Annotated in this window: 23 protein-coding genes; 15 read left to right on the top strand and 8 right to left on the bottom strand. The window is 55.7% G+C overall.

All coding sequences use genetic code 11. From position 1 onward, the window contains the following. The first annotated feature begins 28 nt into the window (after positions 1-28). The 7 genes from MFLA_RS11470 (at position 29) to ppa (ending at position 6,097) form a co-directional block, all read left to right on the top strand. Positions 29-763 (top strand): S1 family peptidase, encoded by a 735-nt coding sequence (locus MFLA_RS11470; RefSeq protein ID WP_011480467.1) that lies wholly within the window; start codon positions 29-31, stop codon positions 761-763. Positions 764-786: 23 nt separating this feature from the next. Further along, complete coding sequence (locus tag MFLA_RS14685) at positions 787-1,344, top strand: hypothetical protein (RefSeq protein WP_195741998.1); 558 nt, start codon at positions 787-789, stop codon at positions 1,342-1,344. Positions 1,345-1,489: 145 nt separating this feature from the next. After that, positions 1,490-2,932 carry a pyruvate kinase gene (gene pyk / locus MFLA_RS11465; RefSeq protein WP_011480465.1) on the top strand — a complete coding sequence of 481 codons (1,443 nt, stop codon included), beginning with the start codon at positions 1,490-1,492 and terminating at the stop codon, positions 2,930-2,932. A gap of 47 nt (positions 2,933-2,979) precedes the next feature. Beyond that, positions 2,980-4,029 carry a class II fructose-bisphosphate aldolase gene (fba, locus tag MFLA_RS11460; RefSeq protein ID WP_011480464.1) on the top strand — a complete coding sequence of 350 codons (1,050 nt, stop codon included), beginning with the start codon at positions 2,980-2,982 and terminating at the stop codon, positions 4,027-4,029. 261 nt (positions 4,030-4,290) lie between these two features. After that, on the top strand, positions 4,291-5,184 hold the full coding sequence (locus tag MFLA_RS11455; protein ID WP_011480463.1) for a phosphoribosylaminoimidazolesuccinocarboxamide synthase: 894 nt from the start codon (positions 4,291-4,293) through the stop codon (positions 5,182-5,184). A 33-nt stretch (positions 5,185-5,217) separates the two neighbouring features. Then, positions 5,218-5,487 carry a YkvA family protein gene (locus MFLA_RS11450; RefSeq protein ID WP_011480462.1) on the top strand — a complete coding sequence of 90 codons (270 nt, stop codon included), beginning with the start codon at positions 5,218-5,220 and terminating at the stop codon, positions 5,485-5,487. A gap of 82 nt (positions 5,488-5,569) precedes the next feature. Then, complete coding sequence (gene ppa / locus MFLA_RS11445; RefSeq protein ID WP_011480461.1) at positions 5,570-6,097, top strand: inorganic diphosphatase; 528 nt, start codon at positions 5,570-5,572, stop codon at positions 6,095-6,097. A gap of 344 nt (positions 6,098-6,441) precedes the next feature. Here ppa and MFLA_RS11440 read toward each other — a convergent pair whose 3' ends face one another. From MFLA_RS11440 to MFLA_RS11425, 4 genes are read right to left on the bottom strand one after another with little or no spacing between them, the layout of a single operon-like run. Continuing rightward, complete coding sequence (locus MFLA_RS11440) at positions 6,442-7,248, bottom strand: ABC transporter permease (RefSeq protein WP_011480460.1); 807 nt, start codon at positions 7,246-7,248, stop codon at positions 6,442-6,444. After that, a complete protein-coding gene (locus MFLA_RS11435) occupies positions 7,248-7,988 on the bottom strand; it encodes an ABC transporter ATP-binding protein (RefSeq protein WP_011480459.1) in 741 nt (246 codons plus the stop codon). Before MFLA_RS11435 ends, MFLA_RS11440 begins: the two co-directional genes overlap by 1 nt. Then, on the bottom strand, positions 7,985-8,776 hold the full coding sequence (locus MFLA_RS11430; RefSeq protein ID WP_011480458.1) for a sulfite exporter TauE/SafE family protein: 792 nt from the start codon (positions 8,774-8,776) through the stop codon (positions 7,985-7,987). Before MFLA_RS11430 ends, MFLA_RS11435 begins: the two co-directional genes overlap by 4 nt. A 46-nt stretch (positions 8,777-8,822) precedes the next feature. Continuing rightward, positions 8,823-9,239 (bottom strand): DUF721 domain-containing protein, encoded by a 417-nt coding sequence (locus tag MFLA_RS11425; protein ID WP_011480457.1) that lies wholly within the window; start codon positions 9,237-9,239, stop codon positions 8,823-8,825. Positions 9,240-9,263: 24 nt separating this feature from the next. Between MFLA_RS11425 and MFLA_RS11420 the strand changes: the two genes are divergently transcribed. The 7 genes from MFLA_RS11420 to MFLA_RS11390 all read left to right on the top strand — a co-directional run bounded on the left by MFLA_RS11420 (position 9,264) and on the right by MFLA_RS11390 (position 16,719). After that, the gene (locus tag MFLA_RS11420) at positions 9,264-10,130 is read left to right on the top strand and encodes a M23 family metallopeptidase (protein ID WP_011480456.1); all 867 of its coding nucleotides are present in this window, start codon (positions 9,264-9,266) and stop codon (positions 10,128-10,130) included. Positions 10,131-10,207: 77 nt separating this feature from the next. Next, positions 10,208-12,934 carry a preprotein translocase subunit SecA gene (secA, locus tag MFLA_RS11415; protein WP_011480455.1) on the top strand — a complete coding sequence of 909 codons (2,727 nt, stop codon included), beginning with the start codon at positions 10,208-10,210 and terminating at the stop codon, positions 12,932-12,934. Positions 12,935-12,950: 16 nt separating this feature from the next. After that, positions 12,951-13,136: a DUF1289 domain-containing protein gene (locus tag MFLA_RS15095; RefSeq protein ID WP_011480454.1), complete on the top strand. Its 186-nt coding sequence runs from the start codon at positions 12,951-12,953 to the stop codon at positions 13,134-13,136. Between the two features lie 109 nt (positions 13,137-13,245). Then, positions 13,246-14,478 (top strand): bifunctional glutamate N-acetyltransferase/amino-acid acetyltransferase ArgJ, encoded by a 1,233-nt coding sequence (argJ, locus tag MFLA_RS11405; protein WP_011480453.1) that lies wholly within the window; start codon positions 13,246-13,248, stop codon positions 14,476-14,478. 8 nt (positions 14,479-14,486) lie between these two features. Next, complete coding sequence (locus MFLA_RS11400) at positions 14,487-15,362, top strand: ATP-binding protein (protein ID WP_011480452.1); 876 nt, start codon at positions 14,487-14,489, stop codon at positions 15,360-15,362. Further along, positions 15,359-16,291 carry a Nudix family hydrolase gene (locus tag MFLA_RS11395; protein ID WP_011480451.1) on the top strand — a complete coding sequence of 311 codons (933 nt, stop codon included), beginning with the start codon at positions 15,359-15,361 and terminating at the stop codon, positions 16,289-16,291. The genes MFLA_RS11400 and MFLA_RS11395 overlap by 4 nt, the downstream gene beginning before the upstream one ends. Next, positions 16,282-16,719: a hypothetical protein gene (locus tag MFLA_RS11390; protein ID WP_048811711.1), complete on the top strand. Its 438-nt coding sequence runs from the start codon at positions 16,282-16,284 to the stop codon at positions 16,717-16,719. Before MFLA_RS11395 ends, MFLA_RS11390 begins: the two co-directional genes overlap by 10 nt. A 12-nt stretch (positions 16,720-16,731) precedes the next feature. Here MFLA_RS11390 and MFLA_RS14675 read toward each other — a convergent pair whose 3' ends face one another. Genes MFLA_RS14675 through MFLA_RS11375 form a run of 4 tightly spaced genes read right to left on the bottom strand, consistent with a single transcriptional unit; the run spans position 16,732 to position 19,199 of the window. Next, positions 16,732-16,920: a DNA gyrase inhibitor YacG gene (locus MFLA_RS14675; RefSeq protein ID WP_011480449.1), complete on the bottom strand. Its 189-nt coding sequence runs from the start codon at positions 16,918-16,920 to the stop codon at positions 16,732-16,734. Then, positions 16,908-17,666, bottom strand: a complete 759-nt coding sequence (zapD, locus tag MFLA_RS11385) for a cell division protein ZapD (RefSeq protein ID WP_011480448.1) — start codon at positions 17,664-17,666, stop codon at positions 16,908-16,910. The genes MFLA_RS14675 and zapD overlap by 13 nt, the downstream gene beginning before the upstream one ends. Before the next feature lie 54 nt (positions 17,667-17,720). Next, positions 17,721-18,329: a dephospho-CoA kinase gene (gene coaE / locus MFLA_RS11380; RefSeq protein ID WP_011480447.1), complete on the bottom strand. Its 609-nt coding sequence runs from the start codon at positions 18,327-18,329 to the stop codon at positions 17,721-17,723. A gap of 3 nt (positions 18,330-18,332) precedes the next feature. Then, on the bottom strand, positions 18,333-19,199 hold the full coding sequence (locus MFLA_RS11375; RefSeq protein ID WP_011480446.1) for a prepilin peptidase: 867 nt from the start codon (positions 19,197-19,199) through the stop codon (positions 18,333-18,335). Between the two features lie 156 nt (positions 19,200-19,355). Here MFLA_RS11375 and MFLA_RS11370 point away from each other — a divergent pair, with 156 nt between their 5' ends. Beyond that, entirely contained in the window at positions 19,356-19,676 is a 321-nt protein-coding gene (locus tag MFLA_RS11370) for a hypothetical protein (protein WP_011480445.1), read from the top strand. Positions 19,677-19,776 lie beyond the last annotated feature (100 nt).

Below are 19,776 nucleotides of genomic sequence, written 5' to 3'. Positions count from 1 at the left end.
TTTTTGATACTAGAATGAAGGAAAATTTGTGATTTTAACAAGCACTCTTCTTTCGCTCGTTTCGGTAAGTGTATTGCCTCCCGAAAATGTAATGAGCTTTGGTACAGGGTTTTTTTATAACCGCAATGGGGATTTTTTTACAAATCGGCATGTGATTTCAGAGTGTCGTGATGGATCTATTCATGCGAGAACCTCTGATGGTGCTTGGCATCCAGTGAGTCTACTAGCGATTGATACACAAGCAGACTTGGCTGCCGGGAGTATTAACAAGCCAGTTGATGCTTTTGCTTCAATACGTGTATATGGAAATACAGGGAGCGTATCCGTTCCAACTGAGACGGAAGATATTTTTAGTGCGGGGTTTTCTGCTCCAGAGCGCAACCGTTTTAGGTTGCAAACAAAGTGGGGGCAGATTCAAGTATGGAGCGATCCAAACGAAGAGCCGTTCATACAGCGTATGCGTATGGATGCTTTTCCCGGGGCATCAGGTTCGCCGATCCTGGATTATGCTGGTCTCTTGGTAGGTATTCTGTTTGCTGGGTCAAAATACCCTGCTCCAAACATTAATACGCTGAGTTCAGCGGGTTACGGAGATAAATGGATTTTCTTTTATAACAATAATGCAATCGTCGAGTTCGCTAATAAATATCAATTATCTTATTCTGCTTGGGGGAAGTGGCAACGGCAGGATCCTATATTTATCGCTGACCATGCGCAGAAAATCACAGTTTTGCTAGCCTGTCAGACACAGGGTGATATCTAAATGATGATTGTGTGTTTAACCATATGATGCAATTACCTACATCAGTTCCTGAAGCGGATTCTTCGAGTCTTTGGTCGTTACAAAATATTTTGCTCAATTGGGCTGAAGAGCTTGTTGGTATGCGAGATCAATCAAAAAAGATTTATCAACCTCAGTTTCACGAAAACGGTCCAAATATCCGTAACACTCCTTCATTTGATGGCGCATTTTCTGAGCTTAGTTATGCGAGTAAAAATTATTGGCCAACCGTTGTATATGAAATGGCACATGAAACAATTCATTTATTGAACCCAATGGCTGGATACACTAATTGGCTAGAAGAGGGTGTTGCTGTTGAGTTTTCAATCTATGCCCAACAACAATTTAACCTTACGTCTATACAGTCTCCGCACTCAGGCCCTTATCATGAAGCTTTAAATATGGTTCGGTTGCTGCCTAGTGGTACGTTCTGCGCTGCTCGCCATGTGCGTGATGCTGTTGGAAGTCTAGGCTCTGTGACATTTGAACAGCTCTGCGATCTATTTCCCAATCATGATCTTAAGGATTTGCATAAATTATCAGAGCAATGCATTCCCAGATGAAGTGCAATATGTCGATTAATACTCCTAGGGGTAGATGTAAGCTGCTAATTGGTTTCTATTATCTCATGACACAAAATATGCACCCTTCTCCCTAGGCGATGTCAGCATTAACATGAACACTGAGAAATCCTAAGGAAAGGCTGTCATGGCATTACGTAAAACAAAAATTGTGGCGACGCTGGGGCCGGCTTCCAGTGAGGAGGCGGTGATTGAGCGGCTGGTGGATGCCGGGATGGATGTAGTGCGACTCAATTTTTCGCATGGGTCTGCGCAAGACCATATTGCCCGCGCCGAGTTGGTGCGCGATATCTCCCGTCGCAGCGGGCGGCCAGTGGGGGTATTGTGCGACCTGCAGGGGCCGAAGATTCGTATCGGCAAGTTCGAAAATGACCGCATCCTACTGAAGGCCGGCGACAGGTTCATCCTCGACGCGGCGTGCAAGTTGGGCAACCAGGAGCGGGTGGGGTTGGATTACAAGACGCTGCCATCCGAAGTGGAGCCTGGTGCGGTGTTGCTGCTGGATGACGGGCGCATTGTGCTCAATGTCGAAGCGGTGAACGGCGGCGAGGTGCATTGCACGGTGGCGGCCGGTGGAGTGCTGTCGAACAATAAGGGCATCAATCGTAAAGGGGGAGGGCTTTCTGCGCCAGCGTTGACGCTGAAGGATCAGGAAGATATCCGGACGGCAGTGGCATTGGAGGCAGACTATATCGCTGTTTCGTTCCCGCGCAGCGGTGCGGATATCGAGCTGGCGCGCCACTTGGTCAGGGAGGCAGGCGGCCATGCGGCGATTGTCGCCAAGATCGAGCGCGCGGAGGCGATAGATGCGCTCGAAGAGATTATCGATGCTGCTGATGTGATCATGGTGGCGCGCGGCGACCTCGGCGTCGAGGTGGGCGATGCGGCGGTGCCCGGCTTGCAGAAGCGCATGATCCGCACGGCGCGCATGCGCAACAAGCTGGTGATTACGGCGACGCAGATGCTGGAGTCCATGATCAGCAGCCCGATCCCGACCCGGGCAGAGGTATCCGATGTCGCGAATGCCGTGCTGGATGGCACCGATGCGGTGATGCTTTCCGGCGAGACGGCTGTGGGGCATTATCCGGTCGAGTCCATCCAGGCCATGCACCGTGTCTGTCTGGAGGCGGAGAAGGAGTATGATAGCCATCATCTTCAGGCGCCGATCAATGATGAATTCGAGTTCATCGATGAGGCGATTGCCATGGCATCGGTGTATGCGGCAGAACATTTGAATGTGAAGGCGATTGCTGCCCTGACAAAGTCGGGTTCATCTGTCACCTGGCTGTCACGCTCGAATACGAATGTGCCGATTTATGCCTTGACGACAGAACGCGACACAAGACGCAAGCTGACGTTGTACCGGGGGGTCTATCCTTATCATGTGGAGTTTGCTAGCCAGGAACTGAGCAAGATACTCTACGATGCAGAGGAAACGCTATTGCGGCTGGGCGCTGTGCAGCGCGGCGATCTCATGATGCTGACCTTCGGCGAGCCGATCGGCAAGGCGGGCGGCACCAATACCCTGCAGATCGTCAGAGTAGGCGAGCACAGGCGCGAGCGGCACTGACTGCCAGTCATATTGGCGACGAACAATCTTTGAGGGTATACAGTAGGATGGCGCTTATCAGTCTACGTCAATTGCTGGATCACGCTGCCGAGCATGACTACGGCGTGCCAGCCTTCAATGTGAATAACCTGGAGCAGGTGCAAGCCATCATGCGCGCAGCGGATTCGTGCCATAGCCCGGTGATCCTGCAAGCATCCGCAGGCGCGCGCAAGTATGCAGGAGAGGCTTTTCTGCTCAAGCTCGCCGAAGCGGCCATCGCCAGTTATCCGCATCTTCCTGTCGTGCTGCACCAGGATCACGGTGCCAGTCCGGCGATATGCCTACATGCCATCCAAAGTGGGTTTAGCAGCGTGATGATGGACGGCTCGTTGCTGGAGGATGGCAAGACGCCGGCCAGTTATGAATACAATGTGGAGGTGACGCGGCAGGTGGTGATGGCGGCGCATGCGGTGGGCGTGTCAGTGGAAGGCGAGCTGGGCGTGCTAGGCTCGCTGGAAACTGGCCTGGCAGGCGAGGAGGATGGTGTTGGTGCTGAAGGCCGTCTGGATCGTAGCCAGTTGCTCACCAGCCCGGAAGAGGCGGTGGATTTTGTTGCGCGGACAGGCGTGGATGCTTTGGCAGTCGCGATCGGCACGTCGCATGGGGCCTATAAATTCAAGCGTCCGCCTACTGGTGAAACACTTGCCATCAGCCGCCTGCGCGAGATTCATGCAAGGTTGCCGAACACGCATCTGGTGATGCATGGGTCTTCCTCCGTGCCGCAGGAGTGGCTGCAGGTAATCAATGAATATGGCGGCGAGATTCCCGAGACCTATGGCGTGCCGGTGGAGGAAATCGTCAAGGGGATCCGCAGCGGGGTGCGCAAGGTCAATATCGATACCGATTTGCGGTTGGCTTTCACTGGGGCGCTGCGCCGCTTTCTCGGTCAGCCGGAGCACACGGCGGAATTCGATCCACGCAAAATCTTGGCGGCCGCGACCAGCGCCATGCAGACATTATGCCGGGAACGCTTCGAGGCATTTGGCTCTGCCGGGCGGGCGACACAAATCCAACCTGTCCCTCTCGACGAAATGGCGCAGAGATACGTGGTTTCCTAGGCGCCTGTTCACGGTTGCGGATGTTTGCAGCGTATAATGCCGGGATCATTTGCTTGAGCCGGAAGCGCTATGCAACCCAATCAATACAGCCATTTAGGGCAGCGCTGCATATCTGGGCCATGCGAACCGTGACTGTGGCGGCTTCCATCCTGCCGATCGCTGCTTCCCTCTTGAGAGGCGCGCTACGGATATGTGAAATTTCCTTATTCCGACGGTCCCGAACAGGACCTTCACAAATAGTTTTTGATAAAGGTACGCGATTTGACTACTCCTCTCATGCACTCCAGCATCAAGAGCCTGAAGCTCATCAACCAGGGCAAGGTGCGGGATATTTATGATATCGACGACAGACACATGTTGCTGGTGGCGAGTGACCGCCTCTCCGCATTCGACGTCATCCTGCCGACACCGATCAAGGATAAGGGAGCGATCCTGACCCAGATCGCCAATTTCTGGTTCGAGAAGCTCAAGCATATCGTGCCCAATCACCTGACCGGCATCGACCCCAACACCGTGGTGAAGGATCCTGCTGAACAGGCGCAGCTGGGACCACGCGCGCTGGTAGTGAAGAAGCTCAAGCCATTGCCGATCGAAGCGATCGTGCGCGGCTACCTCGCGGGTTCCGGCTGGAAGGAATATCAGGCCAGCCAGAGCGTTTGTGGCATCCCGCTACCGGCTGGTCTGCAGGAGGCGGCCCAGTTGCCCGAACCCTTGTTCACGCCATCGAGCAAGGCGGAAGTCGGCGACCACGACGAGAACATCACGCTGGAAAAATGCGCCCAGCTGATCGGGCCTGAACTGGCTGACAAGGTGGCGCGCGTCAGTGTACAGCTCTACAAGGAAGCGGCGGCATACGCCTTGGGCCGCGGCATCATCATCGCCGACACCAAGTTCGAGTTTGGGTTGGACGAGGCGGGCGAGCTGTACCTGATCGATGAAGTGCTGACGCCGGATTCATCCCGCTTCTGGCCGCAGGATCAATATCAGGTCGGTAGTAATCCACCGAGCTTCGACAAGCAATACGTGCGCGACTGGCTGGAGTCCACTGGCTGGAACAAGACCCCGCCGGGTCCTGCATTGCCTGATGAGGTGGCCGCCAGGACGGCGGACAAATACCGCGAGGCATTCGAGCGCCTGACCGGGAAGCCTTTCTAGCCAGGATATCCCCTGAAAGAAAACCTGAAAAAGTTGGCGCGGCAGCTCAAGACCGAACTGGCAGTCTATCAGTTGGTGCTGCGCCATCCGCAAACGCCCTGGCTGGCCAGGGTACTGCTTGGCATGTCGGTGGGTTATCTGCTGCTGCCTTTCGACTTGATCCCGGACTTCATTCCCATCCTCGGTCAGTTGGACGACCTGGTCATCGTACCGGGCCTGTTCTACCTGGGAATCAAGTGCGTGCCGGCAGTGGTGATTGATGAGTGCAGGCGGCAGGTTGCTGATCGCACAGCTGACCAATAGATGATTTTTGCTCCTGATTTACGCTAAAATCCCGCGTTATCTTCAAATCATGATCCAATCCAACCCATATTAAGGAACAATAATGTCCCTCTGTAATGTGCCGGCAGGCAAAGACATCCCTAACGACTTCAATGTCATTATCGAAATCTCCATGCGTGGCGAGCCCATCAAGTTCGAAGTGGACAAGGACTCCGGCGCCTTATTTGTGGACCGCTTCATGGGCACGTCCATGCACTATCCATGCAACTACGGCTATATTCCGCAGACGCTCTCCGAAGATGGCGACCCGGTCGATGTGCTGGTGATCACCCCGATTCCATTGCAGCCGGGCGTGGTGATCCGCTGTCGCGCAATCGGCGTGCTGACCATGGAAGATGACGGCGGTGTGGATGCCAAGGTGCTGGCAGTGCCTCTGGACAAGATCTGCCCACAATACAAGGACATCAAGTCCTACCAAGATATTCCCGAGTTCCAGCTGGCACCCATCGCCCACTTCTTCGAGCACTACAAGGACCTGGAAAAGGGCAAGTGGGTCAAGGTTGGCGAGTGGAAGGGGCCGGAAGATGCCAAGGCGGAAATCGTTGCTGGGGTTGAGCGCTTCGGCAAGTAATCCGGTTTCGGTATAAGACCGACCCGAAAGAGGAGCGATGCTCCTCTTTTTTTATGCGGTAAAGGTAGCAGGGGTGTCTATCAGCGTCTCTTGAGATCGTTACCGACTCCGCCAAGGCCAATCGGCATGGCCTTTCCGGCATGTGTATTTGTCATGATAGTTGACGTGTGAGCGAGGCTCGACCAGTCGTGACTCAGGCATATCCTGGAAGGATGTAGGTGTGGCTCACGTAGAGGTTTGAGCGCGCCCAGACTCGTGTGCAGCCCCATTATGATGCACCTCAGGCGCTTGGCACTTGCAGGCGGAATGGGGGTGATATGGACGGCCCCTGAGAAGAAAGCTGATTATTCACCCACCTGCAATAGCAGCCCCTTGCGCCTTGCGATCTGGAAATAGATGAGGAATACCGCGATGCCGACGGCCAAGTAGAGGATATTCAGCCCGATAGCCCAGGCCATGTGGCTTGCCTCAAAGCGGTGCTGCAACAGCAATGCACGCATTCCCTCGAATACATGGCTGGCTGGCAGGGCCAGGGCGACAGGCTGCAGCCAGTCAGGCAGGGTGGTAACCGGATAATAGATGGCGCAGAGTGGCTGGATGGCAAACACGCTGACCCAGGCGATGCTTTCAGCGCCCATACCGTAGCGCAGCACAATGCCGGATACGATCAGGCCAATGGCCCAGCCCATGACGATGAGGTTGAAAAAAAAGGCGATCAGCGGCAGGCCCATATCGTAGATGTTGTAGCCAAACAGCGGGATGGCGATGAGGGTGGCGCCGCCGATGCCGATCAGGGTGCGGATCAGGCTCATGAGCAGTAGCGATGCCACCATTTCATAAGGCCGTAACGGGCTGACAAACAAATGACCGAGGTTGCGCGACCACATTTCCTCCATGAATACCAATGCAATGCCGAGTTGCCCGCGGAACAGCACGTCCCAAAGCAGTACGCCCGACAGCAGGATGCCGCTGGCCTGTGCAATCAGGCTGCTGTTACCTTGCAGGTACAAGGTGATGAAGCCCCACAGTATCATCTGCACCGTGGGCCAGTAGACCATTTCCAGCACGCGAGGCCATGAGGAACGCATCAGGTAGAGGTGACGCAATGCCACTGCGCCAATGCGTCGTGGAGAGAACTGGATATCCCGCATCAGGCAGGCTCCTTGTGGCGTGCGATGTCGATGAACACCTCCTCGAGGTTATTGCGACCATACCTGGCCTGCAGCTCGTCAGGTGTACCGGTGTCCACCACCTGGCCTTTGCGCATCATGATGACGTCAGTGGCCATGCGCTCGACCTCTGCCATGTTGTGCGAGGCGAGCAGGATGCTGGCGCCGGTGTCACGTTGGTATTGCTCCAAGTAGCTGCGAATGGAGTCCGCGGTGTCAGGGTCCAGAGAGGCGGTGGGCTCGTCCATCAGCAACAGTTCCGGCTCATTGAGCAGCGACTTGGCGAGGGAAACCCGGGTTTTCTGTCCGGCCGAGAGTTGCCCGTAACGCTTGTTCAATAACGTATCCAAGTGTAGCGCCCCGGCAAGCTCGTCTATGCGTGACTTCAGTCTGGGCAAGCGGTACAGGTGCCCGTAGACCGTGAGGTTCTCGCGTATCGTCAGCCGTTGCGGCAGGTCGACATATGGCGAAGAGAAGTTCATGCGGTGCAGTAGTCGGTGGCGATGCTGCAGCATATCCTCGCCGAGAATGCGAATATGCCCCTGGGTCGGCGTTAACAACCCCAGTAGCATGGCAATTGTTGTGGTTTTCCCCGCACCATTGCCTCCCAGTAGCGCTGTAGTGACGCCGCGCCTGGCACGCAGGCTGAGGTTTTCCACAGCGCAGAACTGGTCGAAATACTTGTATAGACCATCGACTTCGATGACGAACTCTTGGCTCATACCAGGCTCCAGAGCATCTTGATGCCTACGATGTAGAGCAATAGTGCGAACAGTTTTTTCAACACCTGGACCGGCAGCTTATGGGCCAGGTAGGCGCCGAATGGCGCCGTGAGCATGCTGGCGAGCGCAATCCCCGCGAATGCGGGCAAGTAGACATAGCCCAGGCTGTATGCGGGTAGATTGCCTTGCGACAGGCCCGTGATGATGAAGCCCAGGGTCCCGGCGACGGCAATCGGTAAACCGATTGCCGCAGAGGTGCCGATGGCATAGCGTGCATTGAAGTTGCAATAGATCAGGAACGGTACCGAGAGCGATCCGCCGCCAATGCCGACCAGGCTGGAGAGTACGCCGATGATGCCTCCCATGCTCAAGGTGCCCGCCCTGCCTGGCAATTGCCTATGGGGCGCCGGTGTAAAGTTGAGCACCATCTGGGTGGCAATCAGTAACACGAACACCGCAAATATCACTTTGAGTATCACAGTATCCAGTTGGCCGGCCAGTACGGCGCCAAGCAGTGTGCCGATAACGATGCCGGGCGCGATCAGCCTGACGGCGGACCAATGCACATTCTGTTTCCTGTGATGGGCGCGCGCCGAGGAAATCGAGGTGACAATGATGGTCGCCAGCGAGGTGCCGAGCGCGATATGCATAATGTGCTGCGGCGGAAATGCCAGTGAAGTGAAGATGAAGACAAGGATGGGCACGATCACGGTGCCTCCGCCTACGCCCAGCAGCCCCGACAAAATCCCCGCGCCAGCTCCGGCAATAAGATAAAGTATCAATTCCATATCGAGTGCGACAAAATCCTGGTGAATTCAGGGAAAGAGGATGCTGCTAACGACGGCTGGAAAGCCGGGTAATGGCTTCGCCCAGAGGGGAGCCCTGCAACTCCCTTGCCAGCTTTTCAAGGCTGGCTGCCGCGGCCGGGCTGAGGGTGCGCACTTTCTTGGCAGGCTTGCCAGCGGCAGATTGCACTTGCACTTCCACCCGAATTGAAGTAATTTCAAGCCCTTGTTTTTTCAGCCCAAGCATCAGGCTGGGCAACATCAGTTTGATTTTTGCAGCGACTGCGCCGTTGGCGGCATACACCGTCAGGCGCTTGTGGCTGAGGCTTCCCGCCTGCGTATAAGGTTTTAGCGCGGCGGGAACGACGGCATTCCATTTCTTCTGCGTCAGCGCCAGTTGCTCTGCTTGTTGCGAAAGAGCCGCCAATTCGGCATTTTCAGTAAACAATGCGCTTACACGCAGCATGCCGGATTCTCCCGAGGGGAAGTAATGAACATCATTTTAGTATCGAATAGCACGACGAAGACGCGTAACATCCCGCTCCCATTCGCCTTGCTTGGCATCGGGCTGCTAAGCTTGCTGCCAGCCCTGCTGCTCTGGGTGCTTATTGTGCCACATGGCATGCATCAGCACAAAGAAGCCCCGCTTCATCCCTACTTCGCGCATGCAGGGGAGCAGGTGCACATTGATGCATTGGCGCAGCAGCTGGGAGAGATAGGGGCCAAGGTACTGCGTCTGGATGCATTGGGTGCCAGGCTCTCCAGCCTGGCGGGACTCAAGGGCAGCGATGCCGATGTATTGCCGCCGGGACAGGGAGGCCCCATGGTGGATGCACGCACCATGTCCGGGCCTGAGCTGGCATACCGCATTGATGCATTGGCACAATCCATAGCGCTGAACAGCGATAAATTGAGTATGCTCGAAGCCATGTTGTTGCAGCAGCGCCTGAAGGCGAGTACATTGCCGAGCACGATGCCAACGGATGTCGCATATAACTCTTCCAGCTACGGCTGGCGGGTTGACCCGTTTTCCGGCAAGGTCGCTTTCCATGAAGGCCTGGATTTTGTAGCAGGCACTGGTACGCCTGTGTATGCTTCAGCCGCAGGAATCGTCACGGCTGCGGAGCAGACTCCCGATTATGGTAGAATTGTCAAGATTAACCATGGCGCGGGGCTCGAAACCCGTTACGCCCATGCGTCCCAGCTGCTGGTAAAAGCTGGGGATCGAGTCGAGCGCGGCCAGATGATTGCCCGTGTCGGCAGCACTGGTCGTTCTACCGGCGCCCATCTGCATTTTGAGGTACGGCTGAATGGGGCTGCACTGGATCCGCGCAAATTTTTGCAAAGTGCGAAATAGAGTTCGGTTGTATTTAAATAAACTTACTTAAAGCTAACCTAGAGGTTTCCGTCTAGACGGAAAAGTGGTGTCACTTCATGTTATCCGCGTTGTTCAAGAAAATCTTCGGTAGCCGCAACGAGCGGCTGGTCAAGCAATATGCCCAGAACGTCAAGGCCATCAATGCGCTGGAGCCCAGCATGCAGGCATTGACAGATGAGCAGCTCAGGGCAAAGACGGAGGAATTCAAACAACGCTACCAGCAAGGTGAATCGCTGGAAAAAATCTTGCCGGAAGCATTTGCCGTGGTGCGCGAAGGTGGTCGCCGCGTGCTCAACATGCGCCACTTCGATGTGCAGTTGATTGGCGGCATGGTGCTCCATGCTGGCAAGATTGCCGAAATGCGCACTGGCGAGGGCAAGACACTGGTCGCGACCCTGCCAGCTTACCTCAATGCCCTGACCGGCAAGGGTGTCCACGTGGTCACGGTGAATGATTACCTGGCGCGGCGCGATGCCGAGTGGATGTCACGCCTGTATAACTTCCTGGGGCTGAGTGTGGGGATCAACCTCTCGCAGATGCCGCATGGTGAAAAGCAGAAAGCCTATGCGGCGGACATCACCTATGGCACCAACAACGAATTCGGTTTCGACTACCTGCGCGACAACATGGTGTTCACGGCGGAAGAGCGCGTGCAGCGCGGCCTCAACTATGCATTGGTGGACGAGGTTGACTCCATCCTCATCGATGAAGCACGCACGCCACTGATCATCTCCGGTCAGGCCGACGACAGTGTGGACCTCTATCTGCAGATGAACAGCATCGCGGCCAAGCTGGTGCGCCAGGAAAAAGAAGATGGCGAAGGCGACTTCTGGGTGGATGAAAAGTCTCATCAGGTCTTGCTCTCGGAGCAAGGACATGAACATGCAGAAGCCTTGCTGGCCGAGGCAGGTCTGCTGGCTGAAGGCAGCAGCCTCTATGACGCTGCCAACATCAGCCTGGTGCACCACATGTATGCTGCCCTGAGAGCGCAATCGCTCTACCATCGCGACCAGCATTATGTCGTGCGCGATGGCGAAATCGTGATCGTGGACGAGTTTACCGGCCGGATGATGGCTGGGCGCCGCTGGTCCGACGGATTGCACCAGGCGGTGGAAGCCAAGGAAGGTGTGACCATCCAGAAGGAAAACCAGACCCTGGCGTCCATCACCTTCCAGAATTACTTCCGTATGTATGGCAAGCTTTCCGGCATGACGGGTACCGCCGATACAGAGGCCTATGAATTCAACCAGATATATGGCCTGGAAACCGTGGTGATTCCTACGCACCGCCCCTTGCAGCGTAAAGACTACATGGACAAGGTATATCGTACTGCCAAGGAAAAATACCAGGCGGTGATCGACGATATCAAGGAGTGCCAGAAGCGCGGCCAGCCGGTATTGGTGGGCACCACCTCGATCGAGAATTCAGAACTGATCTCCAAGGTGTTATCCGAAGCCAAGCTGGAGCATCAGGTGCTCAACGCCAAGCAGCATGAGCGGGAGGCGCACATCATCGCCCAGGCTGGTCGGCCTGGCATGATTACGATTGCTACCAATATGGCGGGCCGCGGTACCGACATCGTGCTGGGTGGCAATCCGGAAGGTGAAATTGCAGAGATTGAGGCGGACGAGCAGTTATCCGAAGCAGATAAGGCAGCCCGCATCGCCGCACTCAAGGCTGATTGGCAGGTAAAGCATGACGCAGTGCTGGCGGCGGGTGGCCTGCATATCATAGGCACTGAGCGCCACGAGTCCCGCCGTGTCGACAACCAGCTGCGGGGCCGTGCTGGCCGCCAGGGTGATCCGGGCTCCAGCCGTTTCTACCTGTCGCTGGAAGACCAACTGCTGCGTATTTTTGCTTCTGACCGCGTCGGTGCCATCATGGAGCGCCTGAAAATGCCGGAAGGCGAGGCCATCGAGCATCCATGGGTTACACGCGCGATCGAGAATGCGCAGCGCAAGGTGGAGGGACGCAATTTCGATATCCGCAAGCAGTTGCTGGAATATGACGACGTGGCGAATGACCAGCGCAAGGTGATTTACCAGCAGCGGAATGAATTGCTCGAGGCTGCGGACGTGGGCGAAACGATTGCAGCCATGCGCGTGGATGTGATTCACGATTTGATCGCGACCTATATTCCCCCAGAAAGCCTGGAGGAGCAGTGGGATGTGCCCGGGCTCGAAAAAGCCCTGCAAGCTGATCTCGGCCTTGAGATCCCATTGCAGAAAATGCTGGAAGAAAACCCCAATTTGCATGAAGAAACGCTGCGCGAGCATATCGTCGAGGCGGCAAATGCCGCCTACAAGGCAAAGGAAGAACAGGCTTCGGCTCCGGTATTGCGTCAGTTCGAACGTGCCGTGATGCTGCAGAGCCTGGATAATCACTGGCGCGAGCATCTGGCAGCACTGGATCATCTGCGCCAGGGTATCCATCTCCGCTCTTATGCGCAAAAGAATCCCAAGCAGGAATACAAACGCGAGGCTTTTGCCTTGTTCTCAAGCATGCTTGATACCGTCAAGCGCGAAGTAACCCAGGTGACCATGCTGGTCAAAGTGCAGAGCGAGGCTGATGTGGAGGCCGTCGAGAAGCATCCCGAACTCGAGAACGTGCAATATCAGCACGCGGACTTTGACGAGGCGCTGGGCAATGCCGAGGAATCTGACGAAGCAAGCGATCAGTCAGTGAAAACCTTTGAGCGCGCGGGTGCCAAGGTGGGGCGTAACGATCCTTGTCCTTGCGGTTCCGGCAAGAAATACAAACAGTGTCATGGCAAGCTGAGTTGATATCGAGGCAGGACGGATGCAGGCACAAGCGACGCAACCGGCCTCCCCTTGTATCAGGGCATGCTTGCTGGATAGCCGACGGGAATATTGCACAGGCTGCTTAAGGACACTTGGCGAAATCCGTGGCTGGGGTGCCATGAGTGACGATGAGCGCTTGCAGGTGATGCAGGCATTGGCGGCAAGGCGTCTTAGCCACGATTGAAAATAGGCCGGAAATTCCGGCTTTTTTATTGTTTGCGTTGTCCAGGCTGCAGGGCATGCGTCGCCCGATTACGGTAAAATCGGCCTTTTGCTTTCCCGGGAATATCATCATGCCAGTCAATCTCGTCGCGCCCGAAGCGCACTCCTTGTTGCCGGTTCCAGGTGTAGCGCTTGGTATTGCCAAAGCCAATATCCGCAAGCCTGACCGCAAGGATATGCTGGTCATCAGCCTTGCCGAAGGAACACGGGTAGCTGGCGTCTTCACCACAAATCGATTCTGTGCAGCACCCGTGACCGTATGCAAAGCGCATTTATCCAAGACGGACGGCGATATTCGCGCGCTGGTGGTCAATACCGGGAATGCCAATGCAGGCACCGGGGTGGCAGGGTTGGAAAAAGCGTACGCGACTTGCAGCGAGCTGGCGAGATTACTGCAGCTCAGCCCCGAGCAAGTGTTGCCCTTTTCCACGGGTGTCATTCTGGAGCCGTTGCCCATGGACCGCCTGTTGGCTGGCTTGCCGCAATGTGTGGCTGACCTCGGTAACTCGAACTGGCTTGATGCAGCCGAAGCCATTATGACGACCGATATCGTTCCCAAGGGCGTTTCGCGGCAAATCACCCTGGATGGCAAGGTGGTGACGGTGACTGGTATTTCCAAGGGATCAGGCATGATTCATCCGAACATGGCGACCATGCTGGGCTATGTGGCGACAGATGCTGCTATCAGCCAAGGCGCACTGCAGGCACTGGTTGATCATGCCGTGAACCGCTCCTTCAACTGCATCACCGTCGATGGTGACACCTCGACCAATGATTCCTTCATCGTGATGGCAACCGGCAAGGCCGGCAATGCCGAGATCGTCGAGGTTGCCAGTGCGGCATTCCAGCAATTGCAGGATGCCATCACAGAAGTGGCGGTCGAGCTGGCCCAGGCGATTGTGCGGGACGGCGAGGGCGCCACCAAGTTCATGACGATCCAGATCGAGTCCGGCAAAGATGTGGATGAGTGCCGCAAGGTGGCTTACGCGATTGCGCATTCGCCATTGGTCAAGACGGCCTTCTTCGCCTCCGATCCCAACCTTGGACGGATTCTCGCTGCGATTGGCTATGCTGGCGTGGACGACCTTGACGTGAATGCCATGCAGCTTTACCTGGGCGATGTGCTGGTAGCCGAGCATGGCGGACGGGCGGCGAGCTACGTGGAGGAACAAGGTGCTGCCGTCATGCAGGAAGCCGAAATCACCGTGCGTGTCGTGCTGAACCGTGGGCAGGCCAGTGCCACGGTCTGGACTTGCGATTTTTCCTACGATTATGTCCGCATCAACGCGGACTACCGCAGTTAGGACGATTCATGGCTGATCTAGAGCGGTTGATCACCCGGGCCGAAGCGGTGCTGGCAAGGCTGGAAAGCTTCCTGCCGTCGCCGGTACCCGACCCCGACTGGAGCGCCATTGCCTGGCGCTGGCAAGTATTGAATGGTCGCGGTCACCTGGTGGCCGTGGAGCATCCTCACTATATCAGCCTGGACGATATCCGCAACGTGGATGAGCAAAAAGCCGAGATCGTGCGCAATACCAAACAGTTCGTACTAGGTTATCCGGCTAACAATGTGTTGTTGACGGGTGCGCGCGGCACGGGCAAGTCCTCACTCGTGAAAGCGGTGCTGGGTGCATTTGCGAACCAGGGGCTGCGCCTGGTGGAAGTGGACAAGCAGGACTTGGTGGCATTGCCGGAAATCGTCGCTTTGCTGCGCGCGCGTAAGGAGCGCTTCATCATTTTCTGCGACGACCTTTCTTTTGAGGCCAGTGATCCGGGATACAAGGCGCTCAAGGTGGTGCTGGACGGCTCGATTGCGGCGACATCGGATAATGTCGTGGTGTATGCCACTTCCAACCGTCGTCACTTGATGCCCGAATACATGTCGGAGAATCTGGAGGTGGCAAGGAACGGCGACGAGATCAGGCCAGGAGACACGACCGAGGAAAAAGTGTCATTGTCCGAGCGCTTTGGTCTATGGTTGTCGTTCTATTCATTCAGCCAGGATGAATACTTGGCTGTCGTTGCGCAATGGCTCAAGCATTATGGTATCGAGCAAGTGGATGAGCAAACTCGCAACGCCGCCTTGCTGTTTTCGCATACCCGTGGCGCGCGCAGCGGCCGGGTGGCATACCAGTTCGCCCGCGACTATGTCGGCCGCCAAGCCCTGGCTGGAGCCGGGCATTCATGAGCGTAGTTCGAGTCGCTGCGGCCGTATTGCAACGTGCTGACGGGCAGGTGCTGCTGGCGGAGCGTCCTGTTGGCAAGCCTTGGGAAGGCTGGTGGGAATTTCCTGGAGGCAAGATAGAGTCGGGCGAGACTCCATACCATGCATTGGTGCGGGAGTTGCGCGAGGAGCTTGGTATTGAAGTGGAAAAAGCCTATCCCTGGTTGTTACGACGCTTCGAGTATCCAGACCGCAGCGTGGAGCTACATTTTTTTATCGTGCGCGGGTGGAGACATGATCCGCATGGCTGCGAAGGACAGCAACTAAGCTGGCAGCATCCTGCAGCGTTAACCGTGGGCCCGATGTTGCCAGCTAATGCGCCTATCCTGGCAGCCTTGGGCCTGCCGTCCATGTATGCGGTCAGCAATGCGGTGGAATTGGGCGAGCAACGCTTCCTGGAGCGCTTGCAGCGCGCCCTGGACCAAGGGCTGCGCTTATTGCAGTTGAGGGAAAAGCATCTTTCGCTCGAGAGCTTGGAGCGTTTGGCGGAGCAAGTACTCACGCTGGCGCAGCCTTATCAAGCTAGAGTGCTGCTCAATGGCGAGCCCGAGACTGCGCGGGCATTGGGCATGGCAGGCGTGCACCTGTCTTCCGAGCGGCTGATGGCGCTACCAGAGCGGCCTCATGACATGTTGTGCGCTGCCTCTTGTCATGATGCGCAGCAACTTGCGCGTGCCCAATCCCTGGCGCTGGATTTTGCCGTACTGTCCCCCGTGTTGCCGACATTGAGCCATCCCCAGGCAAGGGTGTTAGGCTGGGAGGGGTTTTCTACCTTGGTGCAGGGCAGCAGCCTGCCGGTCTACGCATTGGGCGGTCTGCAAAAGGCACATATGGAACAGGCATGGCAACACGGTGCTCACGGTATTGCCATGATGCGCGGGGCATGGGACTGATCATGTCGCGCAAGCGATTGGCGGTTGTGCTGGCGTCTGCGCCGGTACTGGTGGCATACTTTTGGCTCAGGCTTGGCGGAGCTACGGTCGAGCCGTCAGTGATCCCCTGCGAGGATATTGTGCGTGGCTGCCGCCATGGCGACCTGGAGATCCGGACAATGACAACGCCCACAGTCATGCAGGCGTTCGAATTGCGGGTGTTGTTGCCCGAGGCGGAGTCGGTACAGGCCAGCTTTGACATGCGAGATATGCAGATGGGGCTCAACCGCTACCGCCTTCAGCAACAGCCTGACGGCAGCTGGCGCGCCATGGTCACTTTGCCAGTATGTGTGAGCCGAAGCAGCGACTGGGTGATGACGCTGGATATCAAACGTCCCACTCCGCCGTTGAAGGCTCAATATGCACTCGAGTTCAGCGTCCAGCCTTAACTGGCACTTACACTAGTATTCTTCGCTATCGTCAGGTTTGGGGTTGTTGTCCGGGATGCGGTAGCTCTCGCTTGCCCATTGGCCGAGGTCAATCAGGCGACAGCGTTCCGAGCAGAACGGACGGTATGGGTTTGCGCTAGAGTATTCTGACAACTCCCCGCATTGCGGGCAGGGAACCAGTTTTTTGCCTACAGATTGCACAGTGTCAGTGAGAAGTCGATGTTGGAGTCACAAGGACGCGGCCGCTGGGCGTTGTCCAGGCTGTTAAAACGAATATTGATGGCGTACTTGTTGGCGCTTACTTCGGGAAAGCAGGGCGTATCATCGCTGATCTCAACCCGCAGCATCTGGGCAGGCTTGGCACCTCCCAGCATTTGCTGGTAGGCCCCATTGGTGGCGGTCATGTTGGAGGTGGCGCCACTGCCCCGCAGGATATGCAGGATGATGCGAATGGCATCATATAGTGGCATTAATGGACTCATCCAGACGCTGAGGTCGTGCTTGCGGCGTTCGCTGCTCAGGCCCAGCCAGTAGTGGTAGGACGGCAGGTCAAATTCACAGACACCACCAGGAATGACGGAGCGCTGCTTGATGCTCATCAGCCATTCGTTGTCGCGCAGTGACTGCCCAAGCTTGCCTGGCGTATTGCGCAGCGGGCGTGCCGCATTTTCGATGTCGGCTACCAGGTCATTCAGCACTTTTTCTTCTATCGACGGATTGCCGCGCAGGTTATTCATCACCATTTTCTGGCGGTCGAGCTCCTGCAGCAGATCCATTTTGAGCTCGGCCCGCTCGATGATATCCAGTATCTGGAAAATGGAAATCAGGACACAATGGTGGATAAATTCTTGCTCACCCTCAATGTTATGCAAGACCTTGGTGAACAGGTCTTCCAGACGCAACAGGGTACGGATGCGTTCATTAAAAGGGTAGTCGTAACTGGGCACGGGCTTCTCGAGGCTGATCCGTTTGTTGATGAAAGCTGTCGTGAATTATCAGATTTATTCGCTAACTATGCAAGTCTTAATGAATTTTTCATGCATTATGCGGATTTTCTGCTCTAATTCCTCAAGTGTGCCGTTGTTGTCGATGATGTCATTGGCGAGTGCCCGACGGAAACTACGCGATGCCTGGGCAGCAATGATGGAGCGCACCATTTTCTCGGTAAAGCCGTTGCGATTGACGACGCGGCTGATCTGCTTATCTTCATCGCAGTCGATCAGCAAGGTGCGATTGACAACCCCTTCGTAACGATTTGATTCAAAGAACAGCGGGATGGCGAGTACTTGGTAGGGCGCCTGGTGATGGCTTTCAAGTTCGCGCAGTGCTTCGCTGTGAATGGCGGGATGCAGTATGGATTCCAGCAGCCGGCGATCGTGATCGCTGGAAAAGATGCGGTCACGGATCTTGGCGCGATCCATGGCGCCATCTGCGGTGACATATTCTGGGCCGAATGCTTCGGCTATTTTCGCGACCAATGGCTGTCCAGCACTGGTCAGGCGGCGGGAAATGACATCGACATCCACGACGGGTACGCCTAACCCGCTGAATATTCTTGCGGCTTCGCTTTTGCCAGCACCGATGCCACCGGTGAGTCCAACGACGTACATCTATCAGCCTCCTAAATATAATTGAGAAAGTTGTTCACCGCAGAACAGGGCTGCGATTCCTCCCAGTGCCAGGTACGGCCCGAATGGAATCGGGGTTTCCCGTCCGTGCTTGGTCAATACGATCAATCCAATTCCGATGATGGAACCAGCGACGGATGATAATAAAATGACAGCAGGGAGCAATTGCCAGCCGAACCAGGCTCCCAGGGCTGCCAAGAGCTTGAAGTCACCGTAGCCCATGCCCTCTTTGCCTGTGATGAGCTTGAATAGCCAGTATACTGACCACAACACAAGATATCCGGCAGCAGCCCCAATCACGGCAGAGCTGATGTCGGTGAAGCCATGGTCGAGATTGAACAGCAGTCCTGCCCAGAGCAAGGGCAAGGTGATATCGTCTGGCAGCAGATGCGTGTCGAGGTCGATAAAGGTGAGTGCGATCAGCGCGAAGATGATAAGCCAGCTTGCCACGGCAAGGCTGGAATAGCCGAAATGCCAGCTGGCAAGACCGGTCAGCGTTGCCGTGAGGAGTTCTACCAAAGGGTATCGCGGGCTGATTGCAGTCTTGCATTGCCTGCATTTTCCTCCCAGCATCATGTAGCTGATGATTGGTATATTTTCCAGTGCTGTGATGGCATGCTGGCAATGCGGGCAGCGTGACCGAGGTGTGATCAGGTTGTAGCGGGCCTGTTCTGTTTGAGGTTGGCCTTCGGCTTCCAAGCGCTCAGCATGCCAGGCCAGCTCCATCATGCGTGGCAACCGGTATATCACCACGTTGAGGAAGCTGCCGACCATGAGGCCCAGGAGCGCAGAGCAGGTAATGAAGAGGGCGGGGTTGTCTCTCAAAGCATCCAGAAAAACAAATTCAGGCATAAATTGGGGTACCGGTAAACTTTCCGCATCATCGCACCGTTATATCACTATGGCAACCGTAAGCATGGCACTATGGATGGGCTTGAAATCGGCAGGGTTGCCGCCATGTAATAGATACCAAAGTATTTTCACATCACTAACCTGAAAGGAATGCACATGATGAGTACAGCAGTCCAAACCACATGGGATACCCCTGTCGTTTGCCGCGTCGAAGTGGATTTGTCGGGTTGGTTAGAACAGTTGACCGGCAAGGCCGATTGGGAAGTCTATGACGAATCCGAGGATGAAAACTACATGAGTTTTGCCATGCGTCACGGGCGTCGGCAGGCCGAAGTCACCCTCTACCACAACGGTTATGCCACGGTTGATGTAGATGGCGAATCCGTATTCGACGGGTCGCTGACTACCAGGACCAGTCATTGCGCCCACCTCAGCTATTATCACGCAGAGAATGGGGAGCCGATTACTTTGAACTGAGCGATGATAGGCTAGCGATAAAAAAAGTCCTGCTTGCAGGGCTTTTTTTATTTATAGTGTCTGCTTTCCGGAACTTAAGTCTGAATGACAAGGTCGTTTT

It is taken from the genome of Methylobacillus flagellatus KT (assembly GCF_000013705.1).
Taxonomy (GTDB): domain Bacteria; phylum Pseudomonadota; class Gammaproteobacteria; order Burkholderiales; family Methylophilaceae; genus Methylobacillus; species Methylobacillus flagellatus.
This window is presented reverse-complemented; position numbering and strand designations above follow the sequence as displayed.

Coding starts and splice junctions, on each gene's coding strand:
- MFLA_RS14685 (WP_195741998.1), top strand. CDS start 787: ATGATGCAATTACCTACATCAGTTCCTGAAGCGGATTCTTCGAGTCTT.
- pyk (WP_011480465.1), top strand. CDS start 1,490: ATGGCATTACGTAAAACAAAAATTGTGGCGACGCTGGGGCCGGCTTCC.
- fba (WP_011480464.1), top strand. CDS start 2,980: ATGGCGCTTATCAGTCTACGTCAATTGCTGGATCACGCTGCCGAGCAT.
- ppa (WP_011480461.1), top strand. CDS start 5,570: ATGTCCCTCTGTAATGTGCCGGCAGGCAAAGACATCCCTAACGACTTC.
- MFLA_RS11440 (WP_011480460.1), bottom strand. CDS start 7,248: ATGCGGGATATCCAGTTCTCTCCACGACGCATTGGCGCAGTGGCATTG.
- MFLA_RS11435 (WP_011480459.1), bottom strand. CDS start 7,988: ATGAGCCAAGAGTTCGTCATCGAAGTCGATGGTCTATACAAGTATTTC.
- MFLA_RS11430 (WP_011480458.1), bottom strand. CDS start 8,776: ATGGAATTGATACTTTATCTTATTGCCGGAGCTGGCGCGGGGATTTTG.
- MFLA_RS11425 (WP_011480457.1), bottom strand. CDS start 9,239: ATGCTGCGTGTAAGCGCATTGTTTACTGAAAATGCCGAATTGGCGGCT.
- MFLA_RS11420 (WP_011480456.1), top strand. CDS start 9,264: ATGAACATCATTTTAGTATCGAATAGCACGACGAAGACGCGTAACATC.
- secA (WP_011480455.1), top strand. CDS start 10,208: ATGTTATCCGCGTTGTTCAAGAAAATCTTCGGTAGCCGCAACGAGCGG.
- MFLA_RS15095 (WP_011480454.1), top strand. CDS start 12,951: ATGCAGGCACAAGCGACGCAACCGGCCTCCCCTTGTATCAGGGCATGC.
- argJ (WP_011480453.1), top strand. CDS start 13,246: ATGCCAGTCAATCTCGTCGCGCCCGAAGCGCACTCCTTGTTGCCGGTT.
- MFLA_RS11400 (WP_011480452.1), top strand. CDS start 14,487: ATGGCTGATCTAGAGCGGTTGATCACCCGGGCCGAAGCGGTGCTGGCA.
- MFLA_RS11395 (WP_011480451.1), top strand. CDS start 15,359: ATGAGCGTAGTTCGAGTCGCTGCGGCCGTATTGCAACGTGCTGACGGG.
- MFLA_RS11390 (WP_048811711.1), top strand. CDS start 16,282: ATGGGACTGATCATGTCGCGCAAGCGATTGGCGGTTGTGCTGGCGTCT.
- coaE (WP_011480447.1), bottom strand. CDS start 18,329: ATGTACGTCGTTGGACTCACCGGTGGCATCGGTGCTGGCAAAAGCGAA.
- MFLA_RS11375 (WP_011480446.1), bottom strand. CDS start 19,199: ATGCCTGAATTTGTTTTTCTGGATGCTTTGAGAGACAACCCCGCCCTC.
- MFLA_RS11370 (WP_011480445.1), top strand. CDS start 19,356: ATGATGAGTACAGCAGTCCAAACCACATGGGATACCCCTGTCGTTTGC.